The sequence below is a fragment of the Bacillus sp. BSL6 genome, assembly GCF_052928345.1.
On sequence record NZ_JAVGCW010000002.1, the window covers coordinates 649,347 to 673,522 of the forward strand.

25 protein-coding genes are annotated in these 24,176 nt (G+C 36.6%); 8 read left to right on the top strand and 17 right to left on the bottom strand.

Annotation, left to right across the window (positions count from 1 at the left end; genetic code table 11):
- The first annotated feature begins 106 nt into the window (after positions 1-106).
- Positions 107-469: a YtxH domain-containing protein gene (locus RCJ96_RS09585; RefSeq protein WP_000030300.1), complete on the top strand. Its 363-nt coding sequence runs from the start codon at positions 107-109 to the stop codon at positions 467-469.
- A gap of 298 nt (positions 470-767) precedes the next feature.
- A complete protein-coding gene (locus tag RCJ96_RS09590) occupies positions 768-1,325 on the top strand; it encodes an HTH-type transcriptional regulator Hpr (protein WP_000834918.1) in 558 nt (185 codons plus the stop codon).
- A gap of 5 nt (positions 1,326-1,330) precedes the next feature.
- Here the strand turns inward: RCJ96_RS09590 and RCJ96_RS09595 are convergent, their stop codons facing one another.
- Positions 1,331-1,666, bottom strand: coding sequence for a DUF1878 family protein (locus RCJ96_RS09595; RefSeq protein ID WP_000383662.1), 336 nt, complete (start codon positions 1,664-1,666; stop codon positions 1,331-1,333).
- A 118-nt stretch (positions 1,667-1,784) separates the two neighbouring features.
- Between RCJ96_RS09595 and RCJ96_RS09600 the strand changes: the two genes are divergently transcribed.
- The 4 genes from RCJ96_RS09600 (at position 1,785) to RCJ96_RS09615 (ending at position 6,628) form a co-directional block, all read left to right on the top strand.
- Positions 1,785-1,979: a hypothetical protein gene (locus RCJ96_RS09600; RefSeq protein WP_000172692.1), complete on the top strand. Its 195-nt coding sequence runs from the start codon at positions 1,785-1,787 to the stop codon at positions 1,977-1,979.
- Positions 1,980-2,405: 426 nt separating this feature from the next.
- Positions 2,406-3,269, top strand: a complete 864-nt coding sequence (gene prsA / locus RCJ96_RS09605) for a peptidylprolyl isomerase PrsA (protein WP_000710071.1) — start codon at positions 2,406-2,408, stop codon at positions 3,267-3,269.
- A gap of 377 nt (positions 3,270-3,646) precedes the next feature.
- Entirely contained in the window at positions 3,647-5,977 is a 2,331-nt protein-coding gene (gene helD / locus RCJ96_RS09610) for an RNA polymerase recycling motor HelD (protein WP_074609697.1), read from the top strand.
- Positions 5,978-6,064: 87 nt separating this feature from the next.
- The gene (locus RCJ96_RS09615) at positions 6,065-6,628 is read left to right on the top strand and encodes a hypothetical protein (protein ID WP_416504251.1); all 564 of its coding nucleotides are present in this window, start codon (positions 6,065-6,067) and stop codon (positions 6,626-6,628) included.
- 168 nt (positions 6,629-6,796) lie between these two features.
- On the opposite strand, the gene RCJ96_RS09620 is transcribed toward RCJ96_RS09615, so the two are convergent.
- From RCJ96_RS09620 to RCJ96_RS09630, 3 genes are all read right to left on the bottom strand, one after another.
- The gene (locus RCJ96_RS09620) at positions 6,797-8,245 is read right to left on the bottom strand and encodes an MDR family MFS transporter (RefSeq protein ID WP_416504252.1); all 1,449 of its coding nucleotides are present in this window, start codon (positions 8,243-8,245) and stop codon (positions 6,797-6,799) included.
- Positions 8,246-8,270: 25 nt separating this feature from the next.
- Positions 8,271-9,662, bottom strand: coding sequence for an MFS transporter (locus tag RCJ96_RS09625; protein WP_074609702.1), 1,392 nt, complete (start codon positions 9,660-9,662; stop codon positions 8,271-8,273).
- A gap of 161 nt (positions 9,663-9,823) precedes the next feature.
- Positions 9,824-10,189, bottom strand: a complete 366-nt coding sequence (locus tag RCJ96_RS09630) for a DoxX family protein (RefSeq protein WP_074609704.1) — start codon at positions 10,187-10,189, stop codon at positions 9,824-9,826.
- 284 nt (positions 10,190-10,473) lie between these two features.
- Here RCJ96_RS09630 and RCJ96_RS09635 point away from each other — a divergent pair, with 284 nt between their 5' ends.
- Complete coding sequence (locus RCJ96_RS09635; protein ID WP_416504253.1) at positions 10,474-10,959, top strand: MarR family winged helix-turn-helix transcriptional regulator; 486 nt, start codon at positions 10,474-10,476, stop codon at positions 10,957-10,959.
- A gap of 52 nt (positions 10,960-11,011) precedes the next feature.
- Here the strand turns inward: RCJ96_RS09635 and RCJ96_RS09640 are convergent, their stop codons facing one another.
- The 4 genes from RCJ96_RS09640 to RCJ96_RS09655 all read right to left on the bottom strand — a co-directional run bounded on the left by RCJ96_RS09640 (position 11,012) and on the right by RCJ96_RS09655 (position 13,681).
- The gene (locus tag RCJ96_RS09640) at positions 11,012-12,277 is read right to left on the bottom strand and encodes an FtsW/RodA/SpoVE family cell cycle protein (protein ID WP_416504254.1); all 1,266 of its coding nucleotides are present in this window, start codon (positions 12,275-12,277) and stop codon (positions 11,012-11,014) included.
- Positions 12,278-12,283: 6 nt separating this feature from the next.
- Complete coding sequence (locus tag RCJ96_RS09645; RefSeq protein ID WP_074609709.1) at positions 12,284-12,691, bottom strand: PadR family transcriptional regulator; 408 nt, start codon at positions 12,689-12,691, stop codon at positions 12,284-12,286.
- Between the two features lie 4 nt (positions 12,692-12,695).
- Entirely contained in the window at positions 12,696-13,229 is a 534-nt protein-coding gene (locus RCJ96_RS09650) for a sigma-70 family RNA polymerase sigma factor (RefSeq protein WP_416504255.1), read from the bottom strand.
- Positions 13,230-13,513: 284 nt separating this feature from the next.
- Positions 13,514-13,681 carry a hypothetical protein gene (locus tag RCJ96_RS09655; RefSeq protein WP_416504256.1) on the bottom strand — a complete coding sequence of 56 codons (168 nt, stop codon included), beginning with the start codon at positions 13,679-13,681 and terminating at the stop codon, positions 13,514-13,516.
- A 238-nt stretch (positions 13,682-13,919) separates the two neighbouring features.
- On the opposite strand from RCJ96_RS09655, the gene RCJ96_RS09660 reads away from it, so the two are divergent.
- Complete coding sequence (locus RCJ96_RS09660) at positions 13,920-14,084, top strand: hypothetical protein (RefSeq protein ID WP_000561154.1); 165 nt, start codon at positions 13,920-13,922, stop codon at positions 14,082-14,084.
- Between the two features lie 197 nt (positions 14,085-14,281).
- On the opposite strand, the gene glpD is transcribed toward RCJ96_RS09660, so the two are convergent.
- The 9 genes from glpD to RCJ96_RS09705 form a co-directional block, all read right to left on the bottom strand.
- Positions 14,282-15,964, bottom strand: coding sequence for an aerobic glycerol-3-phosphate dehydrogenase (gene glpD / locus RCJ96_RS09665; RefSeq protein WP_000672813.1), 1,683 nt, complete (start codon positions 15,962-15,964; stop codon positions 14,282-14,284).
- A 133-nt stretch (positions 15,965-16,097) separates the two neighbouring features.
- Positions 16,098-17,588, bottom strand: a complete 1,491-nt coding sequence (gene glpK, locus RCJ96_RS09670; RefSeq protein ID WP_416504746.1) for a glycerol kinase GlpK — start codon at positions 17,586-17,588, stop codon at positions 16,098-16,100.
- 13 nt (positions 17,589-17,601) lie between these two features.
- Positions 17,602-18,423, bottom strand: coding sequence for a glycerol uptake facilitator protein GlpF (gene glpF, locus RCJ96_RS09675; protein ID WP_001272193.1), 822 nt, complete (start codon positions 18,421-18,423; stop codon positions 17,602-17,604).
- A 228-nt stretch (positions 18,424-18,651) separates the two neighbouring features.
- Positions 18,652-19,212: a glycerol uptake operon antiterminator GlpP gene (gene glpP / locus RCJ96_RS09680; protein ID WP_000394287.1), complete on the bottom strand. Its 561-nt coding sequence runs from the start codon at positions 19,210-19,212 to the stop codon at positions 18,652-18,654.
- 1,012 nt (positions 19,213-20,224) lie between these two features.
- A complete protein-coding gene (locus RCJ96_RS09685) occupies positions 20,225-21,076 on the bottom strand; it encodes a DUF2935 domain-containing protein (RefSeq protein ID WP_038356538.1) in 852 nt (283 codons plus the stop codon).
- 173 nt (positions 21,077-21,249) lie between these two features.
- On the bottom strand, positions 21,250-21,450 hold the full coding sequence (locus RCJ96_RS09690; protein WP_000449227.1) for a sporulation YhaL family protein: 201 nt from the start codon (positions 21,448-21,450) through the stop codon (positions 21,250-21,252).
- 80 nt (positions 21,451-21,530) lie between these two features.
- A complete protein-coding gene (locus RCJ96_RS09695; protein ID WP_446699764.1) occupies positions 21,531-22,406 on the bottom strand; it encodes an alpha/beta fold hydrolase in 876 nt (291 codons plus the stop codon).
- A gap of 235 nt (positions 22,407-22,641) precedes the next feature.
- Positions 22,642-22,833, bottom strand: coding sequence for a hypothetical protein (locus RCJ96_RS09700; RefSeq protein WP_080493761.1), 192 nt, complete (start codon positions 22,831-22,833; stop codon positions 22,642-22,644).
- Positions 22,833-23,921: a response regulator aspartate phosphatase gene (locus RCJ96_RS09705; protein ID WP_074609720.1), complete on the bottom strand. Its 1,089-nt coding sequence runs from the start codon at positions 23,919-23,921 to the stop codon at positions 22,833-22,835. Before RCJ96_RS09705 ends, RCJ96_RS09700 begins: the two co-directional genes overlap by 1 nt.
- Between the last annotated feature and the right edge of the window lie 255 nt (positions 23,922-24,176).

Here is a 24,176-nt window from a genome sequence, read left to right on the forward strand (position 1 = left end):
AAGATGCCGGGGAATGTGCACTGCACACTTTTCTTTCCCTCGTCTTAAAGATATGCATATTTTTTCACATCATGAATACGAACAAAAAATAAGGAGGTCTCCTTTTATGTCAAAAGCTAAATCCTTTATTACAGGTGTCATTTGCGGCGGAGCAGTTGCTGGACTAGCTGTTCTTTTCTCAACTCCTTCTTCTGGCAAAGACATGCGCGGCAAGTTAAAAGAAAAAGGAAATGATATTAAAAAGACTTTAGCTGATATTACAGCTGATACAAAATTATTAAAACGTCAAATCGTTGAAACTGCTTCAGAAGGTAAAGAAGTGTTCCAAGAATTAAAAGACGATATGCACGATACACTTTCTAACTGGAAGCAAGACATTTCTCAAAACAAACGCCATATTGAGAAAGAGATTTTGGACATTCAAAAATCAATTGAGAAACTACAAGAAGCTGTTCCGGAAAAAGCGTAAACAAATTCCTGCTTAGTTTTTTGCATATAACAAATATTTTTTATATAAATCGACCTTAACACGGCATATCACATAGATATGCCGTGTTTTTATGCATTTACAATATATGTTATCACTTAACATGTATGGACAACACATGTATTCATGACTCATAAACCGCTTCCATAGTTATGCATGATTTGTATAGAATGTCATTTTTTTAAAAAATTTTCACAATTCTCACAAAAAGACTTTATTAATTTTTATTTTACTGGCATAATAGATAGTAATGAAAAAGAATGTTAAAGTGGGTGAGTATATGAAAAGTGGAGAAAAAGATTACTCGGTAAAAGAAGCGATGATTTTCAGCCAACGCATTGCTCAATTATCGAAAGCGTTATGGAAATGTGTAGAGAAAGATTGGCAGATGTGGATTAAGCCTTATGATTTAAACATCAATGAGCATCATATTTTAACAATCGCTTATCATTTAAAAGGGGCTTCTATTTCTGAGATTGCTAAGTTTGGAGTTATGCACGTATCAACGGCGTTTAACTTCTCGAAAAAGCTGGAAGAACGCGGCTATCTTGTATTCTCGAAAAAAGAAGATGATAAACGAAACACGTACATTGAAATTACAGACAAAGGGGAAGAATTACTACTTCGCTTAATGGAGGAGTATGACCCTGAAAATAATTCAGTGTTTAATGGGGCTCTTGCACTTCGTAATTTTTATGGGAAGTTCCCAGAAAATATCGAACTGATTGCAATCTTGCGTAACATTTACGGACAAGACTTCATCGATATTTTTGAGAAATCATTAGAAGATATTGAAGAGAACTTTACAGAATCCGATCAGAAGTTAGTTAAGAAGTAATCTATTTATTTTTTCGCAATCATGCTTAAGAATTCATTCATAAGCGGTTTGAATAAACCTTGTTTTGCTAGCGCTTCCGCAGTTTCGTGTACTTCGAGCTGATGTGGAAGCGCTTTTTCAAATTGATCTAACAGCGCATCGAACAAAAGAAGGCCTTCTGCTTTCTCCGCTACATATTGTTCGTTCAGTTTTTCACAAAGATTTAGTATACGTTCAACATCTTTTTTACGAGCTTTTTTCTTTATGATCAAAGAATAAAATGGACACTTTTCTTCATCAATCATTTTAAATAGTAGGTCTACGTAGTATTCAGCTTGTTCTAATCTTCTAACAACGTCCATTTTCTCCCTCACTTTCTAACACAAAGTCTTCTATTTCTGAATTTTATAACACGAACAAAATATCGTATGATACAATATATAAAGTATATGTATTTTAGCCAAAAGGAGGTCTCGCCTCATGACACTTATAACAGTTGTTTTTGTCGCATTCGCACTTCTTGTTATATTTTACACGAATTTCATGACACATACACTGTGTGAACGAAAACAAATATCTGCGAGCCGCCAACCCGGTGTCTTTCGGGTTATTAATGTATGTATAACAATTTTATTAATTTCTAGTTATATAGAAATTATATTTCATGGAAAGTGAGGAAGGAAAGCCCCTTCCTCACTTTTTTCCTCTATAAGCAAATTATACCTACAATAACCAATAAAATAAACAGTACAAGTAATAAAATAAGTTGAGAATTCATCCCCCATCCCCTCCTCTTTTCTGTATATGCGACATACGCCCAATATGGCACACCTTCAAAATCTGACACGTACTGGTTAATTTTTCTTTATCAATATGAAATCGAGTCGAAATATGATATATTAAATTTTGTACATATTGCTTATACTATGAAATAAATGACACGCATCTTAACTTTATCCTAAAGCCTCGGTAAGCCCTGTTAAGCGCGCTTTACCAATATACAAAGCAAAAGTATCAGTGAGACTTAACCGGGCTCTGATGAACTAAAATTCATTGGTATAGGATAAATTAAAAATACATAATAGTAGGAGTGTTTATCGAATGAAGAAAGCTATGCTTGCCTTAGCCGCAACAAGTGTAATCGCATTATCAGCATGTGGAACATCATCATCAGACAAAATCGTTACATCTAAAGCTGGTGACATTACAAAAGAAGAATTCTACGAGCAAATGAAGACACAAGCTGGTAAACAAGTACTAAATAACATGGTTATGGAAAAAGTACTTATTAAAAACTACAAAGTTGAAGACAAAGAAGTAGACAAAAAGTTCGATGAAATGAAAAAACAATACGGTGATCAATTCGATACACTATTAAAACAACAAGGTATTAAAGAAGAAACGTTAAAAACTGGTGTGCGTGCTCAATTAGCGCAAGAAAAAGCTATCGAGAAAACAATCACTGATAAAGAATTGAAAGATAATTACAAGCCTGAAATTAAAGCAAGCCACATTCTTGTAAAAGATGAAGCAACTGCTAAAAAGGTTAAAGAAGAACTTGGACAAGGTAAATCTTTCGAAGAGTTAGCGAAACAATACTCTGAAGATACTGGTTCAAAAGAAAAAGGTGGCGACTTAGGATTCTTCGGACCTGGCAAAATGGTTAAAGAATTCGAAGAGGCTGCTTATAAGCTGAAAAAAGATGAAGTAAGCGAACCTGTGAAATCACAATTCGGTTACCACATCATTAAAGTAACAGACATTAAAGAGCCAGAAAAATCATTCGAACAATCTAAAGCTGACATCAAAAAAGAAATCGTTCAAAAGAAAGCACAAGATGGCGAATTCATGAACGACCTTATGATGAAAGAAATCAAAAAAGCTGACGTAAAAGTTGACGATAAAGATTTGAAAGATCTTTTCAAAGAGCAAAAAGCTGACGCTAAGAAAGACGAAAAGAAATAATGAAATAAAAAGCTCGGGCTTCGGCCCGAGCTTTTTTATATGCCCTCTTCCCCGGTAGCTATGTCCGATTTCGGTAAATGAAATTATATAGTTGGTCCTCTGAATAAATTATATCGGCGATTTTCATAATATATCGACTTACCGACAGAAACTGACAATAACTGCGAACCCTCTTAAAACACAAAAAAACCTCGATTCACGCCACACGGAACCAAGGTTTATCTTATTATCATTGATTAAATTCAGAAACTATGTTAAATTAGTACAGAAACACGTTTTACAAATTAACTAAAACATATTTATCCGTATATCAAATATACCATAATTTCTTTCTTCAGTCAACCTCTATTTTTCACTTTTAAAGGAGTGCTTACCGTATGAACAAAAAACTTGATTTAGAGCAAAAACGATTGGATACCGTAATCGAAACGATTACGCAGCAAATTGATAAACTGGAAAACGAAACTGGCAGACGCCGGGCAGAAGTAATCAATATTCGTAAACACTTCTGGGATGACGTGAAAGTGAATACTGATACTTTTGATGATTATCTTGAAACAGTTATCAACTTAAGACAACAAGCTCAGTCACTAGCTGTCACACAAATTACCCATAAGCACACCTTTAATCGACTTGCCGCACTAAGACGCATGCATAAAGCACCTTATTTTGGACGAATTGATTTCAAAGAAGAAGGAGAATCTGCTGCGGAGAAAATTTATATTGGCGTAGCTACACTTACTGATGCTAGCGGAGAAAACTTTCTTATATATGACTGGCGCGCACCCATTTCGAGTGTCTACTACGATTATCCACCAGGACCGGCTGAATACAGTACACCAGGCGGCGTAATTCACGGTAATGTGGAGAAAAAATTACAATACATTATTCAAAATGGCGAGATTGATTCTATGTTCGATACGAGCCTTACAATTGGCGATGAAATCTTGCAACAAGCGCTCGGAAAAGGTACGAACAAACATATGCAAAGTATCGTCGCTACGATTCAGCGCGAGCAAAATGAAATTATTCGTCACGATGAAGGCCGACTCCTTATCGTGCAAGGAGCTGCTGGTAGCGGTAAAACGTCCGCTGCGCTGCAACGAATCGCCTACTTACTATATAAATATCGCGAATGGCTAAAAGCGGATCAAATTATTCTCTTCTCCCCTAACTCTATGTTCAATAGCTACGTTTCTAACGTACTACCTGAACTCGGCGAAGAAAATATGCAGCAAGTGACATTCCAAGAATATTTAAATCATAGACTAAGTAAGTCATTTGATGTGGAAGATCCTTATGAACAATTAGAATATATGTTAACTGAAACGAATAACCCTATCTATAAAACGAGAAATGCGAGCATTCGCTTTAAAGCATCTACTCAATTTTTCGAGATGATTAGAGCGTACAGACAATCTCTTGAATCTTCAGGCATGCTATTTAGAGGAATGAAATTTAGAGGAAAGCTAATTGTTTCTGCGAAAGAAATTACAGAGCAGTTTTACAATACCGACTCCTCCCTCCGCTTCCATAGTCGAATTGAAAAGTTAACGGATTGGCTAAATAAGCAAATAGATGCACTTGAAAAAGCAGAACTGAAAAAGCCTTGGGTAGAAGAAGAAATTGAACTACTGAGTAAAGATGAATATCAAAAGGCTTATAAATATTTACAGAAAAAAGGTGAGTTTGACGACAACTCCTTTAACGATTTTGAGAAAGAAGCGAAAGTACTTGGACGTATGATTGTCCGTAAAAAATTGAAACCACTTCGCAAAGGTGTTCAAACATTGCGTTTCATCAATTTCACAGGCATATATAAACAGCTATTTACAGATGCATCATGGGTTACGGGAGAAAAACCGAAAGAATGGGATGACATTTGCTCACTAACGGTGAACATGCTCGATGAAGGAAAACTATATTACGAGGATGCAACTCCATTTTTACTTTTAAAAGAGTTAATTGAAGGCTTCCAAACGAACAGATCGATTAAACACGTACTCGTAGACGAAGCACAAGATTATTCGCCGTTTCAGTTCGAGTTTTTAAAACGTCTCTTCCCTGCCGCAAGAATGACGGTACTTGGAGACTTTAACCAAGCAATATTTGCTCATGCGAGTGAAACAGTTAATTTCGATACACTTACGAATTTATACGGACCAGACGAAACGAACGGCATTAACTTAACCCGTAGCTATCGCTCAACAAAACCAATCATTGAATTTACACGTGCTCTCGTACCGGAAGGCAACAACATTCACGCCTTTGAACGTGACGGTGAGAAACCTACAGTGACGAAAGTAGCGAATGAGAGCGAACTGCACGAACGTATTACTGCCAAAGTTGCTGAATTACAAAAACAAAATCACAACACGATCGCAATTATATGTAAATCTGCAGCTGAAAGCGCCGCTGCCTATGAGGCACTTAGTAGCATTGAAGATATTAAACTTGTGAAGAGCACCTCTGCTGAATACGAACAAGGCGTTGTTATTATCCCTGCTTACTTAGCGAAAGGTATCGAATTTGATGCTGTTATTATTTACGATGCTTCTAAAGATGTGTACAGTGATGAGAGCGTTCGTAGATTGTTCTATACTGCTTGTACGCGCGCGATGCATGAATTACAACTTTATAGCGTTGGCGAGGTTAGCCCTTTTATTATTGAGGCTGATTCGGAGAGTTTTGAACTTATTACACCTTGATAACAATCAAGGTGTTTCTTTTTTGTGCAGGATTTACAACTTTAAAGTAGAATATATCAGTTTAGAAAAAAGTTAAGGAGCGAAAAGATGAACCATTATTTTATTGCTATTTATGACGGGGAATTTCCTGCCGAAAAATTACATACCATTTTACAATCTAATCAAACTTTTACTAACCTAAACGTCCGCACCATTTCAATCTCCTCACCAAGACCTTTCACATTATTAGTTGGCGAAGAACACGATGCACTTACAATTGGACTTACAGACAAATACCACTTATTAACGAAAGAGTTGCAAACACTTGAGCAGCAAGAAAAGTACTACTATGTATACGATTATAAAATTAGAAAGACCATCGAGAATCCTACCCAAAAATGCTTTCCATTCGCACAAATCAATATAAGTGTTACGAAATTCCATCAGATGATTCAAAAAGTAAAAGACTTAAAACGACCTGTATTTGCAGGTTATAACATCGTCTCTCATGATGCAGACATACTTACGATTGATGTACTTCTTTCTTCACCTTTATTGGATCCTAACACTTCTGAAAAAGACGTAGCAGAATACGCCTATTTACAACAATTAGCTGAATCAATTTCTCGTTCTGAATTGTGTACTTCTATTAAAGCGAGTTCACTTATTTAAACATAAAATGAAACTTTATCGCTAAGTTAGAGTTGTTCTATTATAAATTTAAACAGGTGTGCTATCCGAAAAATACTATTTTAATAAGAAGGAACCCAAATCAAATTACTATGTAGGAACAAAATAATAAAGAGGGTAGCCCTCGGCATCCCCTCTTTACTTCGCCCCTTAACTTTCTGAAGTCTGCGAACGTTTTATAAACAAAGCTACAACAACTGCAAGTAGTGCCAAACCAAAGCCAATTGTAAATGCGTTATGCACACCTGAAACCATTGCTTCTGTCAATTGAGCTGGGTCAGTCGGATTTGAAGATGCATCCAAATATTTCTTCTGTCCGGAAGTCATAACGCTAATAAAGAACGCAACTCCTACCGCACCCGCTACTTGTGATAGAGTATTCAAAATAGCTGTTCCGTGAGGATAAAATCGCTTCGGAAGTTGGTTCAAACCGTTCGTTTGCGCCGGCATCATAATCATTGAAATGGATACCATCATAGTGACATGTAATAGGATGAAAGTTATTTTAGACGTATCTGCCGTTACTTGTGTAAAGAACCACATCACACCTGCTAATAATATCGTACCAGGAATAATGAGCGCTCTTGGACCAAATTTATCGAACAGCTTCCCTGAAACTGGAGAAAGCAGACCATTTAACAGGCTACCTGGAAGCATGATAAGACCAGTTGCATAGACAGTTAAGCCTAAAGCACCTTGGAATAAAAATGGTAGTAACGTCATTGTCGAGAACATCGTCATCATCATGATCGTCAATAAAATTGTCGTTAGCGTAAACATCGGATACTTAAATGCACTAAGGTCTAGTAATGGCTCTTTCAATTTCAATTGACGCAATACGAAGAATAGAATTGCTACAAGACCAATTAGGATTATGCCATATACTTGGAAACTACCCCAACCTTCGCCTGAGCTACTAAATCCATAAACAATTCCGCCAAATCCAATTGTAGATAAAAGAATAGATAATACATCCACCTTTGGTTTAGTAGGCTCTGAGACATTTTTCAAATAAATAAATGCAAAAACAATAGAAAAAATCGCGAATGGAAGAACGAAATAAAATAGCCATCTCCAATTCAATGTTTCCAAAATGAGCCCTGAAAGTGTCGGCCCAATGGCAGGGGCAAACATGATTACAAGCCCAATACTCCCCATTGCCGCTCCTCTCTTTTCAGGAGGATATAGAAGGAGAATCGTATTCATTAATACGGGCATTATTAATCCCGTACCTGCTGCTTGTAACAAGCGACCCATTAATAGTATAGAAAATCCAGGCGCAATCGCACTTACAAGTGTACCGAAAGTAAAGATTACCATAGCACCTATGAATACTTGTCTTGTTGTAAACCATTGTACTAATAAAGCAGAAGCTGGAATGAGTACAGCAACTACAAGCATGTACCCTGTTGAAAGCCATTGAAGAGTCGACGCTGTTACATTCAACTCAATCATTAATTGTGGAAAAGCAACGTTCAATAATGTTTCATTCAAAATGGTGAAAAACGCTCCAATGATCATTGATATTAAAATCGGGAGTCTTTTCACATTGTCAAACTCCTTTGACTGCGAAGAAACAGGTGCAGTTTGAGTATTCATACATAAACCCTCCTTGTATTTTCTTTTATAAGTTTTTACTACCTTTGCTAGTCATATTTAACGTAGAAACGCCCATACCAAATTGAAAACGGTAGAGCACAACTACAAGTAAGATCAACAATGACATCACGCCGAAGATATTACTATACATATTTGCAGCTTCATTTGCAACAAAAGGATTTAGCTTTAGTGAAGTCGATCCCTTATCAAGCAATTTCCCTACTACACTCATAGCCATCGCGCCAGATATGAAATTAATCATCGACAGTAATCCCATTCCAACACCTGTCTCTTCCTTTGACAGTGTTTGTGAAATTGTATTAGACATTGAAATCTGCATAAAGGTCTGTCCTACATTTCCGAAAATTAAAATCAATGCTATGACAAAAGCCGAGACCCCAATGAAAGTAGATAATAATGAGAAAGCAAGGAATATGAATACTGAGGCAATAAAAACGAGTGCAAAATTGCCCCGAGTATCAGCTACCCTTCCTCCCTTTCTTCCCATAATTGCCGAGGCAATTGCAGCTGGAACTAAAACAAAACCAATATTCGAAGGAGTCAATCCATTTACTGCTGATAGAAATTGCGGCGTCATGAATGTCATGCTAAAGCTCATCGCTGTCGTCATAAAAGCAAGGAGTAACCCAATCGAAAAGTTTTTATTTTTAAACAAAGTCGGTTTAATAAAAGGCTCTGTAGCTTTTCTAATCCGCAAAATGAAGAACGCTAACATAACAAATCCACCAAGGAATAACAGCACTTGCATTTGCGTAATAGCAAGCAAGAAGAACGCGACCGATACAGCTAATAGACCTCCGCCAAGAATATCAATACTACCCGCCTTCCCTTTTGCATTGTCTAAATACTTTCTAAAGAAAGGTAGCGTTAGAAGCGGTAGTAATGAAAGAACAAACATGAGTCTCCAGCTTCCAAAACTCGTAATTAATCCAGCGGCAACGGGCCCTAAAGCATTCCCAAGCGCTAAACCAACTGCTGAAGTTCCAAGCGCACGGCCTCTTTTTTCTGGCGCAAAGTATCTAACCGGAATAATCATTGCTGTCGCAGGAAGAACAGAAGCTCCCGCCGCTTGAATGACACGGCCTAAAATGATAACCCAATACTCAGTAGCAAGTAGACCAAGCAAGGAACCTAGAGCGAAAATAAGTAGTCCATACGTTAACAAATCCTTTAATCGATATTTATCCGCCAGTTTTCCCATTACGATGGAACCAACAGCATAAACGACCATATAACTCGTCATAATCCAACTAACCTCTGAAGGGACAAGGTTGAATTCTTTACCGATTTCAGGAAGAGCTACATTAAACATCGTACCGTTCATAACCGAAAATATTAGCGTAACTACTAAAACTGCTAGCAATTTATCTGCATTTTGTGATGAATGATCTACCATCTTGTAGACCCCCTTTTCTCTTTCCCATAATCTATACAAATTTAAATGAGTATCAACATAATGAATATCCTCACTATTTTGTTATAATGAGGATATCATTTTTATCGTACGTGCTCAGTTTCTACCTCTATTCAATCAAATCTACTAATCTACAATTTGCTTTACAAAAGTTCTGTTACTGCTGAAAAATGAACGACCGCAAGAACTAGTGCTAAAATCATAAGCACGGCTGCTGGCATGATTTTTCCAATTGGATCTTTCACACGCATATGTGACAATACAGCTCCTAACATAATACAAGCAATCCATAATGCTGCTAAAACTAATACGACCTCATTCCAGAAACCAAAAATCAGTCCCACCACTCCTGCTAAAGCGATCCAACCTGTCGCAATTCTAAACCATTGAGGTAAACCTAAATGAGCGAAAGCCTCTACTTGCATTTTTGCTCCCGCAATTTTGCTCACACTTGAAAAGAAAAATGCAAAAATTAATAAACATTGAAGTACTAATGCTACAATAGTCATGTACAATCCTCCGTTACATATGTTTTTTTAAGGGTATTGCTATTGAATGCTGAAACGATTTGAAATTCCTTATATACATACACCTCGCTCTATTATCGTTTTCTATAGATCCCCGCATCAGTTATAATAGTAATTATCCCGCTATCACACATTATGAGCATACGATATAATGAAGTTGCTCACTATTTTTTTACAATATAGAGAGGATACTCACTAATAATATACAATATATTTATGAAACGTGCAAAAATGAACTACAAAATAATGAGGAGGTCATCCCATTCATGAAACCAAATAATCCAGCTGCAATAGATATCATTCATATTTTAATGCAATCGTCCAACTATGTTCAAAGAGAATTTCAATCTCAATTGTCAGCCCTTGACACACCTTATCATCTAACAGGGCCAAGGCTACGCGTTCTATCCACCGTTTCTGAAAATGGTCCCATTCGAATGAACGCATTAGCTGCTAAATTAGGCGTCAAAGCACGTACAGTTACCGATTTTGTCGATGCACTCGAACAAGACAAGCTCCTAATTCGTATACCAGATCCAAGTGATCGCCGGGCTACATTAATTCAACTTACTGAACGCGCGCACTCCAATATGGAAAAGGCGCTCGCGTTCCAAGACAAGGTCGCAGACGATATTTTACAAAACCTCACATTAGAACAACGCGAACAGTTTTTTGAACTTCTATTACTATTAATAAAAGATAAGCAAATTCCAGATTCATGCGGAGAAGTTGAGAACGGAAAAACTTGTTAAGTGTGTAAATAAAACCACCTACACCCTAAAAAGGGACTAGGTGGTTTGTTTTTTAAGCTGATTTTCTCGCTGGAATGTCTTTACGTCGATATACACTTAGTACGATTCCCATTACAAGCGCATGAAATACAGTTGGTGTTAATCCATAACTAATAAAAGGTAATGATATAGCAGTAATCGGTAATAAACCTAAAATCATACCGACGTTATAAAGGAATTGCACTACGAAAAGAGTCATGCCTCCAATGAGAAGCAATTTACCATACCGGTCATTTATTGTATAAGATATGAAGATTAACCGTGCTACAAAAAGAGAAAGAATTAAGACAAGGACCAGTGCAAGCACATATCCATAACAATAAGTCAAACTTGCAAATACAAAATCAGTATCTGGATTAGGGATGAATTTTACATCTCCGTATGTACCAAACCAACCTGCTGACGACATTACCTCCTTTAAACGTATATACATAAATCCTGCGCCCTGTGCATCACGCTCTGGATTCAAATACCCTAAAAATCTATCCAAATAAACTCTTTTTACTGTGTGCCAGGAAAAATAGGCCCCTATAATCAATAAACAGATTGGTACAATTGTAATAATTAATGCCTTTTTCTTCCCTAACTTACTCCACCAAAGCATAACGAATACCATCGTGATATAAATAAAAATCACTGAAAAAGCTGCGCCAATAAAAAATAAATACAAAGAAAATAAATAAAGAGCCACAAGATGCATTACTTTTATCCTACTATTATTGAAAAAAGAAGCCCAAGCTAGAAAAAAGAACGGCACTGCCATTAAACGGTCAATTGCAATAGGACCAACTTTTATTATCGGTTCTCCAAGCATCCCAGCATTCGGAAAGCAGTATAGCATTAACAAGATAAGTACACCAATTGTATAAAACAACCATCCTAATCTCTCTAACTTCCGATAATTAATCAGCATCATCCCTAACGCTGTTGCAATACCAAGAACAACAAATATCACCTTATCCATTAGTAAATCATTCATATATCCAAAAGCTATAACTGGCAAAAATCCTAACCCCATCGCAGCCACTAACAAAATAAGTAAGAACCAATCAACCTTTGGCTTATGCAGTTTGTTAAGTTCTTGTCCCAGTTTAATTGGACTCCCCATTTGCTCAACAGCCTTATCTTCAGCAACTTCCTCACTTAACCCTTTATCCATCCACATATTCTTTGCCTGTTTTAAGTGAAAATTCAGTTCAGTTGCTACTAAGTCCTTCGCTTCTTTTGATTTAATATGGTTCGTAACTTCTTTTAAAAAACGCTCCCCTTTTTTGTTCAATTTTTCTCACTCCTGTACTAATCCTTTTAATATAAATCGTGCCTTCGTAGCATTCTTCTCTGCCTTTCGCAGCATCTTGTTTCCTTTATCATTTAATTGATAATATTTAGCTCCTTCGTGGTCCCAGCTAGATTGGATAAAGCGATTCTGTTCTAGACGATGTAATAACGTGTATAGAGACCCTTCGTCCCCTTCGAATTTTTGAATCCCTCTCCCGCGCAGTAACTGCATCAATTCATAACCTGTTTTTTCATTTATAAGAAGTTGCAACACTGCTAAAAGAATATCTTCTTCTTTTTCGGACGATTGATTGATTTTTTCACGCACCCGCTTCTGGTGCTGATCAGAAAAACTCAAATGTTTAAAAGTTGTGTTCTCCATTGATTTTCGCAAGCCTTTTAATCGATCTTCCATTTGACTATTCCTCCAATCCTTTCTTCAAAAGCTCCTTCGCTTTTTTCAACCTCGTTTTTATCGTGTTTTCCTTCACTTCTATTACCGTAGCAATCTCTTTAATTGATAACTCTTCATAATAAAATAGATAAATGACTTCTCGATATTTGATCGGTAAACTCATTACTGCAGAAGCAAGCCTACTATCCTCTGCACTTTGAATAACTATTTGTTCCACACTTTCTTTTTGACTCTCCATATACGTAAAGTCATCCTCTGTCACGATGACCTTTTTGTTATACCAACTTTTTAAATAGTCCTTACAATGATTAATCGCAATTCTCCATAACCATGTTTTTAAGTTCGAATTCCCTTTATATGTATGAAGAGATTTATAGCATTTCACAAATATATCTTGCGTTAAATCCTCCGCAACCTCTTTATTATTCACATATGAATACACAAGCTGTAAGACTTCTTGTCCATACTTGTTCATGATTTCGTCGATAAGGTCCTCCTTATCTTCTATTTCAAACGCTTCTACCGTTAATTCATCCACATCATTTCCTCCTTCCCATATATTAGACGACGCACTGCATGGAAAAGTTTTATAAATTAAATAAAATAATTCGGTTGATAATAACGTTTTTTATAAAACACTTCCTCAGTAACTTACATATAATAAACCGAATAGTCGTTACAATACATTCACCTAAAGAGCGCCCCTCTCCCAAGGCGCTCTTTAAGTTTGCAATAAGAGTTTTGTGTTAGTTTTCTATCGTCAAGATTCCCCTCATCGCTAAATGAAAAAAGAGAACCCATTTCATTGAGTCCTCCTTCTTTCTAACGCTCACTTAAAGAATCTAATATTTCATGGCCATACAAAGATGGATCGATACTATCAAAACCAGTACACGCTTCATACAAGTGTAGTATTTGAAATTCTATACATAATGCAGCTGTTTGTTCTTGTTGATCTACTGCTTTTTCTAGTTCTGCTGTGTATTTCATTTGGATATTGTTATCAGTATCTTTATTTTTTTAGTTATGTTTATTTAACAAGGAGTCAACTACCCCCACTGAGATAAAGCCTTTCAGTGGGGGTTTGAGTTTGAACGCTAGGGCTTTTTATCTATATGTCTTGTTCCCTATTTTAAAACATAATACAATTAAAATGTAACTTAATAAGCTATAACTAGTAGGTGTGGTAATCATCTCTTCCATTTTGAAAAAGGGGGGAGGTGATAAAATGATCGCGATGTTTGTCATTAAATTAGTGTACGGTATCCTAACCGGAGCTGGCGTTGTCATCGGTAGAAGATACGTCGGTCCGTGGCTAATTTCTGTATACAAAAAAGCGAGAACCACCCTGCTTCGTGGAAAAGGTAAGGGCGGTTCTCGGCTAAAACGTTAATGTAATTGTCTTATAACCGCACCTACTACCACCACAATAGCAAGTTAGGTTACAAAGGCAGAAGTTTCTCAGGCTTCTGTCTTCTTCATTTTATGCAAAATTCATACTACATACTCTATCATCATTGTAACACATTCTAATTATTTTTAGTCAAGAGAAAAAACACCTAAAGGGCTCGCCTTCAGGTGTTTCTCTTTTTACGCTAACGCAGCTGCATGTTCTTGTTGATCTACAGGAATGACAGCGTCTGTTAATGCTTTCTCTAATTCAGCTGTGTATTTCATTTGTTCTTCTTTGCTCCAGCCTAGTTTCGCAGCCATGTAGTTGATTACTGCTTCTTTCCACTCGTATACCCAGTGGATGTTGAAGAATACAGCGCCTCTGCGGCGTACGAAGAAGTCAACTGGTTTTGCTGTCATTTCGTAATCCATTGCGTATACAAGTGGGATTAGAACGTCTAGTGGCATGTTGTATTCTTTCGCTTCGTCTTTATGTTTTTTCGCTAGGTCAAATAGTACGTCAACGTTAGAGCCGTAGAATTTCGCGAATTCTTCTGCTTGTGCTGTTGTTAAACCGTATTTCGTACCTTCACCTGCTTTTTTCGCGATAAATGCTGGTAATCCTTTAGAGCCATCTACATGTCCACCAGAGATTGGCATATGTTTCGTTGTGCTCTTCGGATATGCACTATGCCCTTCTTTTTGTAGTAAGTTCGTTACGTAGTCTACTACCATTTCAGCCATTTTGCGGTATCCTGTTAATTTACCACCTGCGATTGTAATTAAACCAGATTCAGAAGTCCAAATTTCGTCTTTACGAGAAATTTCAGATGCACTCTTACCTTCTTCGTAAATTAACGGACGTACGCCAGCCCAGCTTGACTCGATGTCTTTTTCCGTAATTTTTACGCTTGGGAACATGTAGTTAATCGCATTAATGATGTACGTGCGATCTTCTGTTGTCATTTGTGGTACAGCTGCATCTTTATCATAGAACGTATCTGTTGTACCTACATATGTTTTTCCTCCGCGCGGAATCGCGAATACCATACGTTTATCTGGTGTATCGAAGTAAATCGCTTGACCTAATGGGAAACGTTTTTGATCAATTACTAAGTGAACACCTTTTGATAACTGAAGTACTTTTCCTTTTTTCGAGTTATCTTTTTCACGAAGTGTATCTACCCAAGGGCCAGCTGCGTTTACAATTTTCTTACCGTAAACTTCGTATACTTCACCGTCTAGTAAATCGATTACACGTACACCACATACTTTTCCATCTTTATATAAGAAACTATCAACTTTTGCGTAGTTAACAGCTTTTGCGCCGTGCTCAATCGCTTCTTTCATTACTTCAATTGTAAGACGCGCATCATCAGTGCGATATTCAACGTAGTAACCGCCGCCTTTTAATCCTTCTTGTTTTACAAGAGGCTCTTTCTTCAGCGTTTCTTCACGGTTAAACATTTTTCTGCGCTCGCTTCGTTTTACACCTGCTAAGAAGTCGTATACACGAAGACCAATTGATGTACTGAATGATCCGAACGTACCGCCTGTATGGAACGGAAGTAACATCCACTCTGGTGTTGTTACATGGGGACCGTTCTCATATACGATCGCACGCTCTTTCCCCACCTCTGCTACCATTTTCACTTCAAGTTGTTTTAAATAACGTAGACCACCGTGTACAAGCTTCGTTGAACGACTTGATGTACCTGCTGCAAAGTCCTGCATTTCAAACACAATTGTTGATAACCCGCGTGTTGCTCCATCTAATGCAATACCAGAACCAGTAATACCTCCACCAATTACGATCACATCTAATTCTTGTTTATTTACTCCGTTTAATACGTCTTTACGTTGTTTACTTGAAAATTTCATGGTAATTCCTCCCTTTGATAACGAAAAAAGAGACCACAAACTCCGCTATAGATTTCGCCTCTATAGCGTGTTGTGGTCTCTCCAAATCTCCTACCGAATTATTAACTTGTCACCATTATAACACTGTTTATGATTATTTGAAAGCTTTTGTTGCTTCAATTGCTTTTTTCCATCCAGCATATAGCTCTTCGCTTGTTTCCGCTTCCATCGTTGGTTCAAAGCGTTTGTCCATATGCCACTGTTCTTTAATTTCATCTTGGTTTTTCCAATATCCAACCGCAAGACCAGCTAAATACGCTGCACCTAAAGCTGTTGTTTCATTGATCACTGGACGCTCTACAGGAACGTCTAAAATATCACTTTGGAACTTCATTAAGAAGTTATTTTTAACTGCTCCGCCATCAACGCGTAATGTTTTTAGTTCAATACCTGAATCTGCTTCCATTGCGCATAATACGTCTTTTGTTTGGTAAGCTAAAGATTCTAGTGTTGCACGAATGAAGTGTTCTTTCGTCGTACCGCGCGTTACACCAAACATAGCGCCGCGTACTTCACTATCCCAGTAAGGCGTACCTAATCCTACGAATGCTGGTACAACGTATACACCGTCAGTTGATTCAACGCGAGAAGCATATACTTCACTCTCACTTGCATCTTTAAACATGCGCATTCCGTCACGTAACCACTGAATTGCAGAACCTGCTACGAAAATACTTCCTTCTAATGCATAGTTTACTTTACCATCTATTCCCCATGCAATTGTTGTTAATAGACCGTGCTCAGAAGCTACTGCTTTTTCACCAGTGTTCATTAGCATGAAGCAACCAGTTCCGTAAGTATTTTTCGCCATACCTTCACCGAAACAAGCTTGTCCAAATAATGCCGCTTGTTGATCACCAGCTACACCTGCAATCGGTACATTTTGCCCGAAGAAGTGATAGTCAATTGTTTCTCCATACACTTCAGATGATGGACGTACTTCTGGAAGCATGCTCTTTGGTACTGTTAACATTTCTAGAAGCTCATCATCCCACTGTAAGTCGTGAATGTTAAACATTAATGTACGTGATGCGTTTGAATAATCCGTTACGTGTGCTTTACCACCAGATAGTTTCCATACAAGCCACGAATCAATTGTTCCGAATAATAGATCGCCGTTTTCTGCTTTCTCTCTTGCACCTTCAACGTTATCTAAAATCCATTTTACTTTCGTACCAGAGAAGTATGCATCAATTAAAAGACCTGTTTTTTCGCGAACCATTTTGCTATAACCTTTTTCTTTTAACTCATCACAAATTTCAGCTGTTTGGCGAGATTGCCATACGATAGCATTATAAATTGGTTTACCAGTCGTTTTATCCCATACAACCGCTGTTTCACGTTGGTTCGTAATACCGATACCAGCGATTTGTTCTGGTTTTACATCTGCTTCGCTTAAGCAAGTTGCGATAACCGCTAAAATAGATCCCCAAATTTCTTGCGCGTTATGCTCTACCCAGCCTGGCTTTGGAAAATGTTGTGTAAATTCTTTTTGAGCTGAATGAACAATTTCACCTTTTTTATTGAAAAGAATTGCGCGTGAGCTAGTTGTTCCTTGGTCTAATGAAAGAATATATTTTTTCATAATGGTTTCCCCCTTATGCTACTTTTCTACTATTTGTATTGCTTCCACTTTTTTTGCTTGTCATATAAGAGATTGCTAGTACAATCACAGTTGCAATAATCACATAAATAAGTGCTGCATTTTGTTTTCCTTCAAATACAACTTGATGGAATAATCCTGCAAGTGATCCACCTAAAATCGGACCTACTACTGGAATCCATGCATACTTCCAGTTTGAACCGCCTTTTCCTGCAATCGGAAGGAAGAAGTGCGCGATACGCGGACCTAAATCACGTGCTGGGTTGATTGCGTATCCTGTCGTTCCACCTAACGATAAACCAATACTTACAATTAAGAAACCTACGATAAATGGATTTAATCCATCTGCAAATTTATTTGCACCAATTGCTAATATACCAAATACTAAAACGAATGTCCCAATCATTTCACTTAAAAGGTTTGCAAATGTGTTCGGAATTGCTGGACCTGTTGCAAATACACCTAACTTTGTTCCTGGATCTTCTGTTTCTTTCCAGTGTGGTAAGTAATGTAAATATACGATAACTGCCCCGATAATTGCCCCAATCATTTGTGCTGCGATATAACCAGGTACGTCACTCCATGGGAACGCTCCCTTAAATGCTAATCCTATCGTCAAAGCTGGATTCAAATGTGCCCCACTAATTGATCCAACCGCGTACGCTGCAACCGCTACCGCTAAGCCCCAGCCCATTGTAATAACAATCCAACCAGAATCTTTCGCAAACGACTTCTTTAAACTTACACCAGCACAAACGCCGCCACCAAGTACGATTAACAACGCAGTCCCTATTAACTCTCCTAAAAATGCTGACATAGTATCCCTCCACAATCAATTTAAACGCTTTCAAATGTGATAGAGGTAAAATGAATGGCCATTCGTTTTTGTCAAAAGAAAAAGACCCACAGCTTTGCACGCTTCTATATAAATTTATATAGAAACAATGAAATGTGGATCTCTACTTTTCTCCGTCACGTTTATTAACTTGTCTATAATGTTAACCGTTAATGAAAGCGGTGTCAACAGAATTATTTCACATTTTCGTCACTTTTTTTGGTAATGTTTCCATAGTTCGCGTTTTGATGTCGTAATTGCTGTCGCACCAGCATTTAAAGCTCTCTCTACATCATCAACAGTACGAATAAAACCACCCGCTAAAATTGGTACACCAGTACGCTCTTTCACTTCAGCGATCACATCCGTTAACGCTCCTGGGAGCACCTCTATATAATCCGGCTTCGTCTTTTCTAAAAGATTGCAACTCTTCTCCATTGCACTCGAATCGATTAAAAAAATACGCTGAATTGCCACAACACCTTTTTGCTTCGCCTTCATAATGACGCTCGCCTTCGTTGAAAGTAACCCGTACGGTCTAAACTCCTGACATAAATACTCCGTCGCATGCCCATCACTCTGCAAGCCATGAATTAAATCCACATGTAAAAACACCTTTTTACAATATTGCTTCGCAAGTGATATAACACTCTTCAATTGACCGACATGAATATCTAAAATAACGATATACTCATACGAACTATGTAATAGCTTTTCCAAATCTTTAATTTGCCTTACTGCCGGCAAAATCTTTTGTTCATGAAATTCCATTCTAAATGTCCCCTTCTTTATGTCATCCTATCCTTTATAGTACACAATTTGAGTGAAAAGAACAGCTAGTGTAGGGGATTTCTTTCATTTTTCTCGTTCTTCTTTTAAACGTTCACTAAAAATCATACTATGTTTCTCACCTATCTACGTCTAGTAAGAGCAAATACATGATGATGAGTAAAGCGAGTTGTCGTTGCGTAGGCTGTGCAACTTGTGCGTTACAGCTTATAATGGTGCTATTTAGTATGTACACTCTATATGCTATGTTCCAATAATAATTTCCCGAACAATAACCGTGCTTCTTAATATTGTCGTTTTGTGTCGGTAAGTCGATATCCTATGTCGAATCGTCGATATATTGAAAAAATCGTTGATATATTTCAAGTTGTGTTCGATATATTTGAAAAATCGTTGATATATTTCAAGTTGTGTTCGATATATTTGAAAAATCGTTGATATATTTTAGGAAATAAAACCGAATCCTTATCACTATCCTGATTCCCCTTCTTATCATTTTCCAGAAAGAAAATCATTTTATTCATCTCCCAACTTATACTAGTATCTAGGAAAATAATGAAGAAATACAATTAGAACGAACAAAAACCCTGTAAAAATTATTACAGAGTTTCTTGCCGATTATTTATTGTTTTGCATACCGAATACGAACGTTATCGTCCATATGATAAATTTGTAATGTGTTTCCATACTGGTAATGCTAAACTTACTAATTTTTTTGCTTTCATGATTACTAATAACCCTTTATTTGTAAAATTTAGTACAAAAAGTTAATATACTTAACTAATAAATTTCCCCCGAATAATTTATTAGAATCTACTACACATAGATTTCTTGTACATTCACAATCTTTCCATATATATCACTTTACAAATAATTACATATTTGGTCAAAGGGAATTATGTAGTTTTTAAAGAGACATTTCTACACAAAAAAGAAGCTAACAATACATTGTTAACTTCTCAACTGAAAGCAAAATAGTATCTTTCCTTACCTTCTAATATCTAGGTTGTGATTGAATATTTGTAAGATGAACATCATACATATCAATGATTTCAAGAAATCTATCAGCTTCACGGAAAACATGGTCTGCCAATAGTGGGTGAATGATACTCTTTATTTTACATTGCTCAATTAAATCACGTGCTGTCTTCTTAAAATCCCGAAGCGATGCAACTGACACACGATTTTGATCTAAAAATTGATCTAAAAGAGGGACTGTTTGGGATTGTGGTTTCATTGATTCTAAGTCAATTGCTTGATACATTAATGCATCAAAATCATTGCTAAAATTCCGAGCTGTATCTACAAGCTTTCTTTCTGATGGATCAAGAAGATGACCAATAAATTTAGCATGGTCTGCCATAATCCTTAGAAAGAAAACATTTTCTTTAATAATAGCATCAGGAAGGGCATCTAATTTCCCTTCATTTAATTCCATTAAACGTCTTCTAAAATAATCAGCTTCCCTACTTGTATGGTCAACTAACAGTGGAAAGTTATTTTGTCCTGGTAATTTACATGTGAGAATCAATCCTAAAATTTTTCGTTTAAACCCCCAAATATTAGTTGCGGCTTGTTGTACTTCTGCATTAAATCTTTTGATTTGCTCAGGATCTGTTTCATTTGTGTAGGAATGCGCTATTTGTTCAATATGTTCAAACAATCGATAAAATTGATTCGCCTCTTCGATTAATTGCGTATCCTCGCATCTAAACCCTAAGCGAAGAAAAAGAGAATGTTCCTTCATGATTCTAGACCAAAAACGAATTTCATTTAATGAACGCTCAACAAACATTACAGATGTAACACCTGTATCCGGATGTAATGAAGTTTCATCCCTATGCATTTTTAATCCCCCCCAGTAAAATACCCCGCTAGTTCCATTCTTATGAGGAAACATATATATAAATGCCATCAATAAAAGTTCATGATGAATTTCGTATACATGCTCCCCCAAAAAGAAAAAGGCTACCACCTAGATGTAACCTTCTACTAGATGGTAGCCTTTGAACATTTCTATTAAAGCAATACAGAATCCTTATCACTATCCTGATTACGTTTCTCGCGCTCTTCTGCTAAACGCTTCATATACACTTCGCCTTCTTTTTCAATAAACTCATTATCCATCTCTTGCTCTTTTTTTGAAGTATATAAAACCATGTAGCCACTTAATACGATTCCAACGATTACAAGATACACCCACCATGGTAAAGTTTCCACTCTACTTCATTCCTTTCCTTAGACAAGCCTTATTAGTTTCACTGTATGAGGAAAGAAGTAGATTTATGCTTAAAATTTTATCATTGTGGATTCTTCGTGAAGAACGCTTGTACATATTCCATAAACTCGATTGGTTCCTGGCGAAACGGCGCATGGTATCCTTTTTCAATAATATGGAACGTACTATTTGCAAATAAACCATGATACAGTTCACCATTTTTCCAAGAAACACTCTTATCGTGTCGTCCCCATATAATTAAAGTCGGCACCTTAATTTTATCAGCTTCCATCGCAATGCGGCGCTCTCTCATTTTCGTCAGCTGATCATAATGCCCTTTATCATCACGACTATTTTTCACTTCATTTTTATTGTAATCCGTAATCTCAGTTACCGTTTGAAGATCGGTTGATAGCGGCGGCACTTCATAACTTTCTTTTTGCTGGAAAGATTCAATTCCTGTAGAGTCTGCTAAAATGAGATGCGTCACTGCGTCCGGATATAAATACGCTAAATTGAGGGACATCTCTCCGCCCATCGAATGACCGAGCACCGCAAACTGATCGTATCCGAGCTTCTTCATTAACTTATAATATAAATTCACTTGCGCAGGAAACGAATACTCAAAATCAATTGGCTTAGAAGAACGTCCAAACCCTAAAATATCCACTGCAATAATCGTGTGGTCCCGCGCTAGTTCCGGATAAATATCACTAAATCCATCTGAAGAACCACCAAACCCGTGCAGCATAAGTAAAGGAGGCTTCCCCTCACCAATTTTCTTAAAATAAATCGTCTGCCCGTCAATTTGCGCCATACTCTCTTTCGTATTCAGCTTCATCATAACAGTATCTTTCACTTCTCCAACCTTCGCAATCGGCTTATCAACGAAGTTACATACGATAAGCAAAACGAGTACAATACCGCTAATCAAATAAAACTTAAACCATTTCAACATTCCCGTCTCCTTTCTCTTATTGCTATTTAAAGTTTTTACATTTTTTGGTTGTTTTATGATTAATTTTAATTGTAACTATAACAGTTACAATTATACTAAAAAATATTAATCACTGCTATTAGTGATAGTTGTTTTGTAACTATTATAGTTACACATTTAAAGTAAGTCAATTCTTTTCTCTACATGGCCTGAAAATAGAAAAAGGGACTTCATGTTGAAGTCCCTTTCTTTGTTATTATAGTTGGCTTACTCCGCCGTCGCCTTTATTATCTGCTGGTGCTCCTCCTGTGTCGCCAATGTTAACGTAGTCTGGTCTTGCTGGTGCTCCTCCGTCACCTTTATTTAGTGCATTGTTACTAAATAGATTTGAGCTCAAGACCGATAACGTAAAAACAAACCCTGCCACTGCAAATACAATTTTTCTCATTATTTTAACGCTCCTTTACTCATTTGTTTATGTCTAGCCTCTTTACTCATGTGATAATACTTACTAGCTTTTTCATGATTGTTCTCATTGTAAAATCTATCTGCCAAACGATCTGTATATTCTTCAATACAATCAAATAATTCTTCTTTTTCAAAGTACACAATTCCTGCTAAAACAGATTTTTCTAGCTCTTCAGTACTTGTAATCATTTCTTTTAAAATCGTAAAACGATATTGATATTCTTGATTTTCCAACTGATTACAAAGATATATTCCTTTCTCTATCAGCGGTTCAGCTCTACTATATTCATTTAATTTTAGATATTCATCCGCTTCCAAATATAGTGCTCTGAAATGATTTGGAGATTTTCTTGTAACTTCTGATAAGTGACGAATTGCAAGTTTTGATAAGTTTTGATTGGCATACATCAAACCTAAATTATTACGAACCATCAATGTAAATCGTTCAATACCTACTTGTTGAAACACATCCAATGATTTTGTAAAACTTTCTTCGGCTTGCTCAAATTGTCGTAAGTCAATACAAGCCATTGCAAAAATATTCTCACATAAAGCAATACAAACTTCATATCCAGGATGTTTTTCATATTCATCTTTTGCTAAACGTATTTGATCAATTGCCATCAATGGTTTATATGTTTGATAAGACATATATGCAAATCTATAATTAAATTCAGCATGTTCCAACGAAGATGTTATATGTTTCAGTAATTTCCCAGCCTCTTCAAAGTGATTTTGTGACTCAATGTAATTTGATATATACATTGCATGAATGCCTTTGAAGAGGTGATAATAATGTGTTAAAAGTGCGTCATTAGGAATTATAAGAGCATCAATTTCATCAAAACTATTCCTTGTAATACTCAAACTATCAATTAGCACATGATAACGGAATTTTAATAATGCTTGATAAAATGCTGCATACTGATCTTCTTTAATATAAATAATCTTGGACTCTATTTCTTCATTTAGTGCTTTTGCTTTAACCACATCTTGTTTTAACATTGAATGATACCAATCATCCAATAAGTGTTTCATTTGCTCCCTTGTTACTACATCTACTCCCATACACTCGCATCCCCTTTTCTTAAACTTACAAAATTAGGATATTTATACAATTATCCAAATTGTATATTATCACCTCTTTTCTATGTATTGAAAAATAATTATCAGAAAATTTATAATTTAAATGAATTATACCGAAGTTTTCCTTTTTAATAATTTGAGAAACAATTGTCAGAAAACTTAATAGAACAAATAAAAAAGCAAGCAGTTCCAGCTATCAGCTAAAACTACTTGCTCTCCTACTTATTACCTCTACTT

Excerpts from the sequence above, each read along its gene's own strand:
- RCJ96_RS09585 (WP_000030300.1), top strand. The coding sequence starts at position 107 with ATGTCAAAAGCTAAATCCTTTATTACAGGTGTCATTTGCGGCGGAGCA.
- RCJ96_RS09590 (WP_000834918.1), top strand. The coding sequence starts at position 768 with ATGAAAAGTGGAGAAAAAGATTACTCGGTAAAAGAAGCGATGATTTTC.
- RCJ96_RS09595 (WP_000383662.1), bottom strand. The coding sequence starts at position 1,666 with ATGGACGTTGTTAGAAGATTAGAACAAGCTGAATACTACGTAGACCTA.
- RCJ96_RS09600 (WP_000172692.1), top strand. The coding sequence starts at position 1,785 with ATGACACTTATAACAGTTGTTTTTGTCGCATTCGCACTTCTTGTTATA.
- prsA (WP_000710071.1), top strand. The coding sequence starts at position 2,406 with ATGAAGAAAGCTATGCTTGCCTTAGCCGCAACAAGTGTAATCGCATTA.
- helD (WP_074609697.1), top strand. The coding sequence starts at position 3,647 with ATGAACAAAAAACTTGATTTAGAGCAAAAACGATTGGATACCGTAATC.
- RCJ96_RS09615 (WP_416504251.1), top strand. The coding sequence starts at position 6,065 with ATGAACCATTATTTTATTGCTATTTATGACGGGGAATTTCCTGCCGAA.
- RCJ96_RS09620 (WP_416504252.1), bottom strand. The coding sequence starts at position 8,245 with ATGAATACTCAAACTGCACCTGTTTCTTCGCAGTCAAAGGAGTTTGAC.
- RCJ96_RS09625 (WP_074609702.1), bottom strand. The coding sequence starts at position 9,662 with ATGGTAGATCATTCATCACAAAATGCAGATAAATTGCTAGCAGTTTTA.
- RCJ96_RS09630 (WP_074609704.1), bottom strand. The coding sequence starts at position 10,189 with ATGACTATTGTAGCATTAGTACTTCAATGTTTATTAATTTTTGCATTT.
- RCJ96_RS09635 (WP_416504253.1), top strand. The coding sequence starts at position 10,474 with ATGAAACCAAATAATCCAGCTGCAATAGATATCATTCATATTTTAATG.
- RCJ96_RS09645 (WP_074609709.1), bottom strand. The coding sequence starts at position 12,691 with ATGGAAGATCGATTAAAAGGCTTGCGAAAATCAATGGAGAACACAACT.
- RCJ96_RS09655 (WP_416504256.1), bottom strand. The coding sequence starts at position 13,681 with ATGAAATACACAGCAGAACTAGAAAAAGCAGTAGATCAACAAGAACAA.
- RCJ96_RS09660 (WP_000561154.1), top strand. The coding sequence starts at position 13,920 with ATGATCGCGATGTTTGTCATTAAATTAGTGTACGGTATCCTAACCGGA.
- glpD (WP_000672813.1), bottom strand. The coding sequence starts at position 15,964 with ATGAAATTTTCAAGTAAACAACGTAAAGACGTATTAAACGGAGTAAAT.
- glpK (WP_416504746.1), bottom strand. The coding sequence starts at position 17,588 with ATGAAAAAATATATTCTTTCATTAGACCAAGGAACAACTAGCTCACGC.
- glpF (WP_001272193.1), bottom strand. The coding sequence starts at position 18,423 with ATGTCAGCATTTTTAGGAGAGTTAATAGGGACTGCGTTGTTAATCGTA.
- glpP (WP_000394287.1), bottom strand. The coding sequence starts at position 19,212 with ATGGAATTTCATGAACAAAAGATTTTGCCGGCAGTAAGGCAAATTAAA.
- RCJ96_RS09685 (WP_038356538.1), bottom strand. The coding sequence starts at position 21,076 with ATGCATAGGGATGAAACTTCATTACATCCGGATACAGGTGTTACATCT.
- RCJ96_RS09695 (WP_446699764.1), bottom strand. The coding sequence starts at position 22,406 with ATGTTGAAATGGTTTAAGTTTTATTTGATTAGCGGTATTGTACTCGTT.
- RCJ96_RS09700 (WP_080493761.1), bottom strand. The coding sequence starts at position 22,833 with ATGAGAAAAATTGTATTTGCAGTGGCAGGGTTTGTTTTTACGTTATCG.
- RCJ96_RS09705 (WP_074609720.1), bottom strand. The coding sequence starts at position 23,921 with ATGGGAGTAGATGTAGTAACAAGGGAGCAAATGAAACACTTATTGGAT.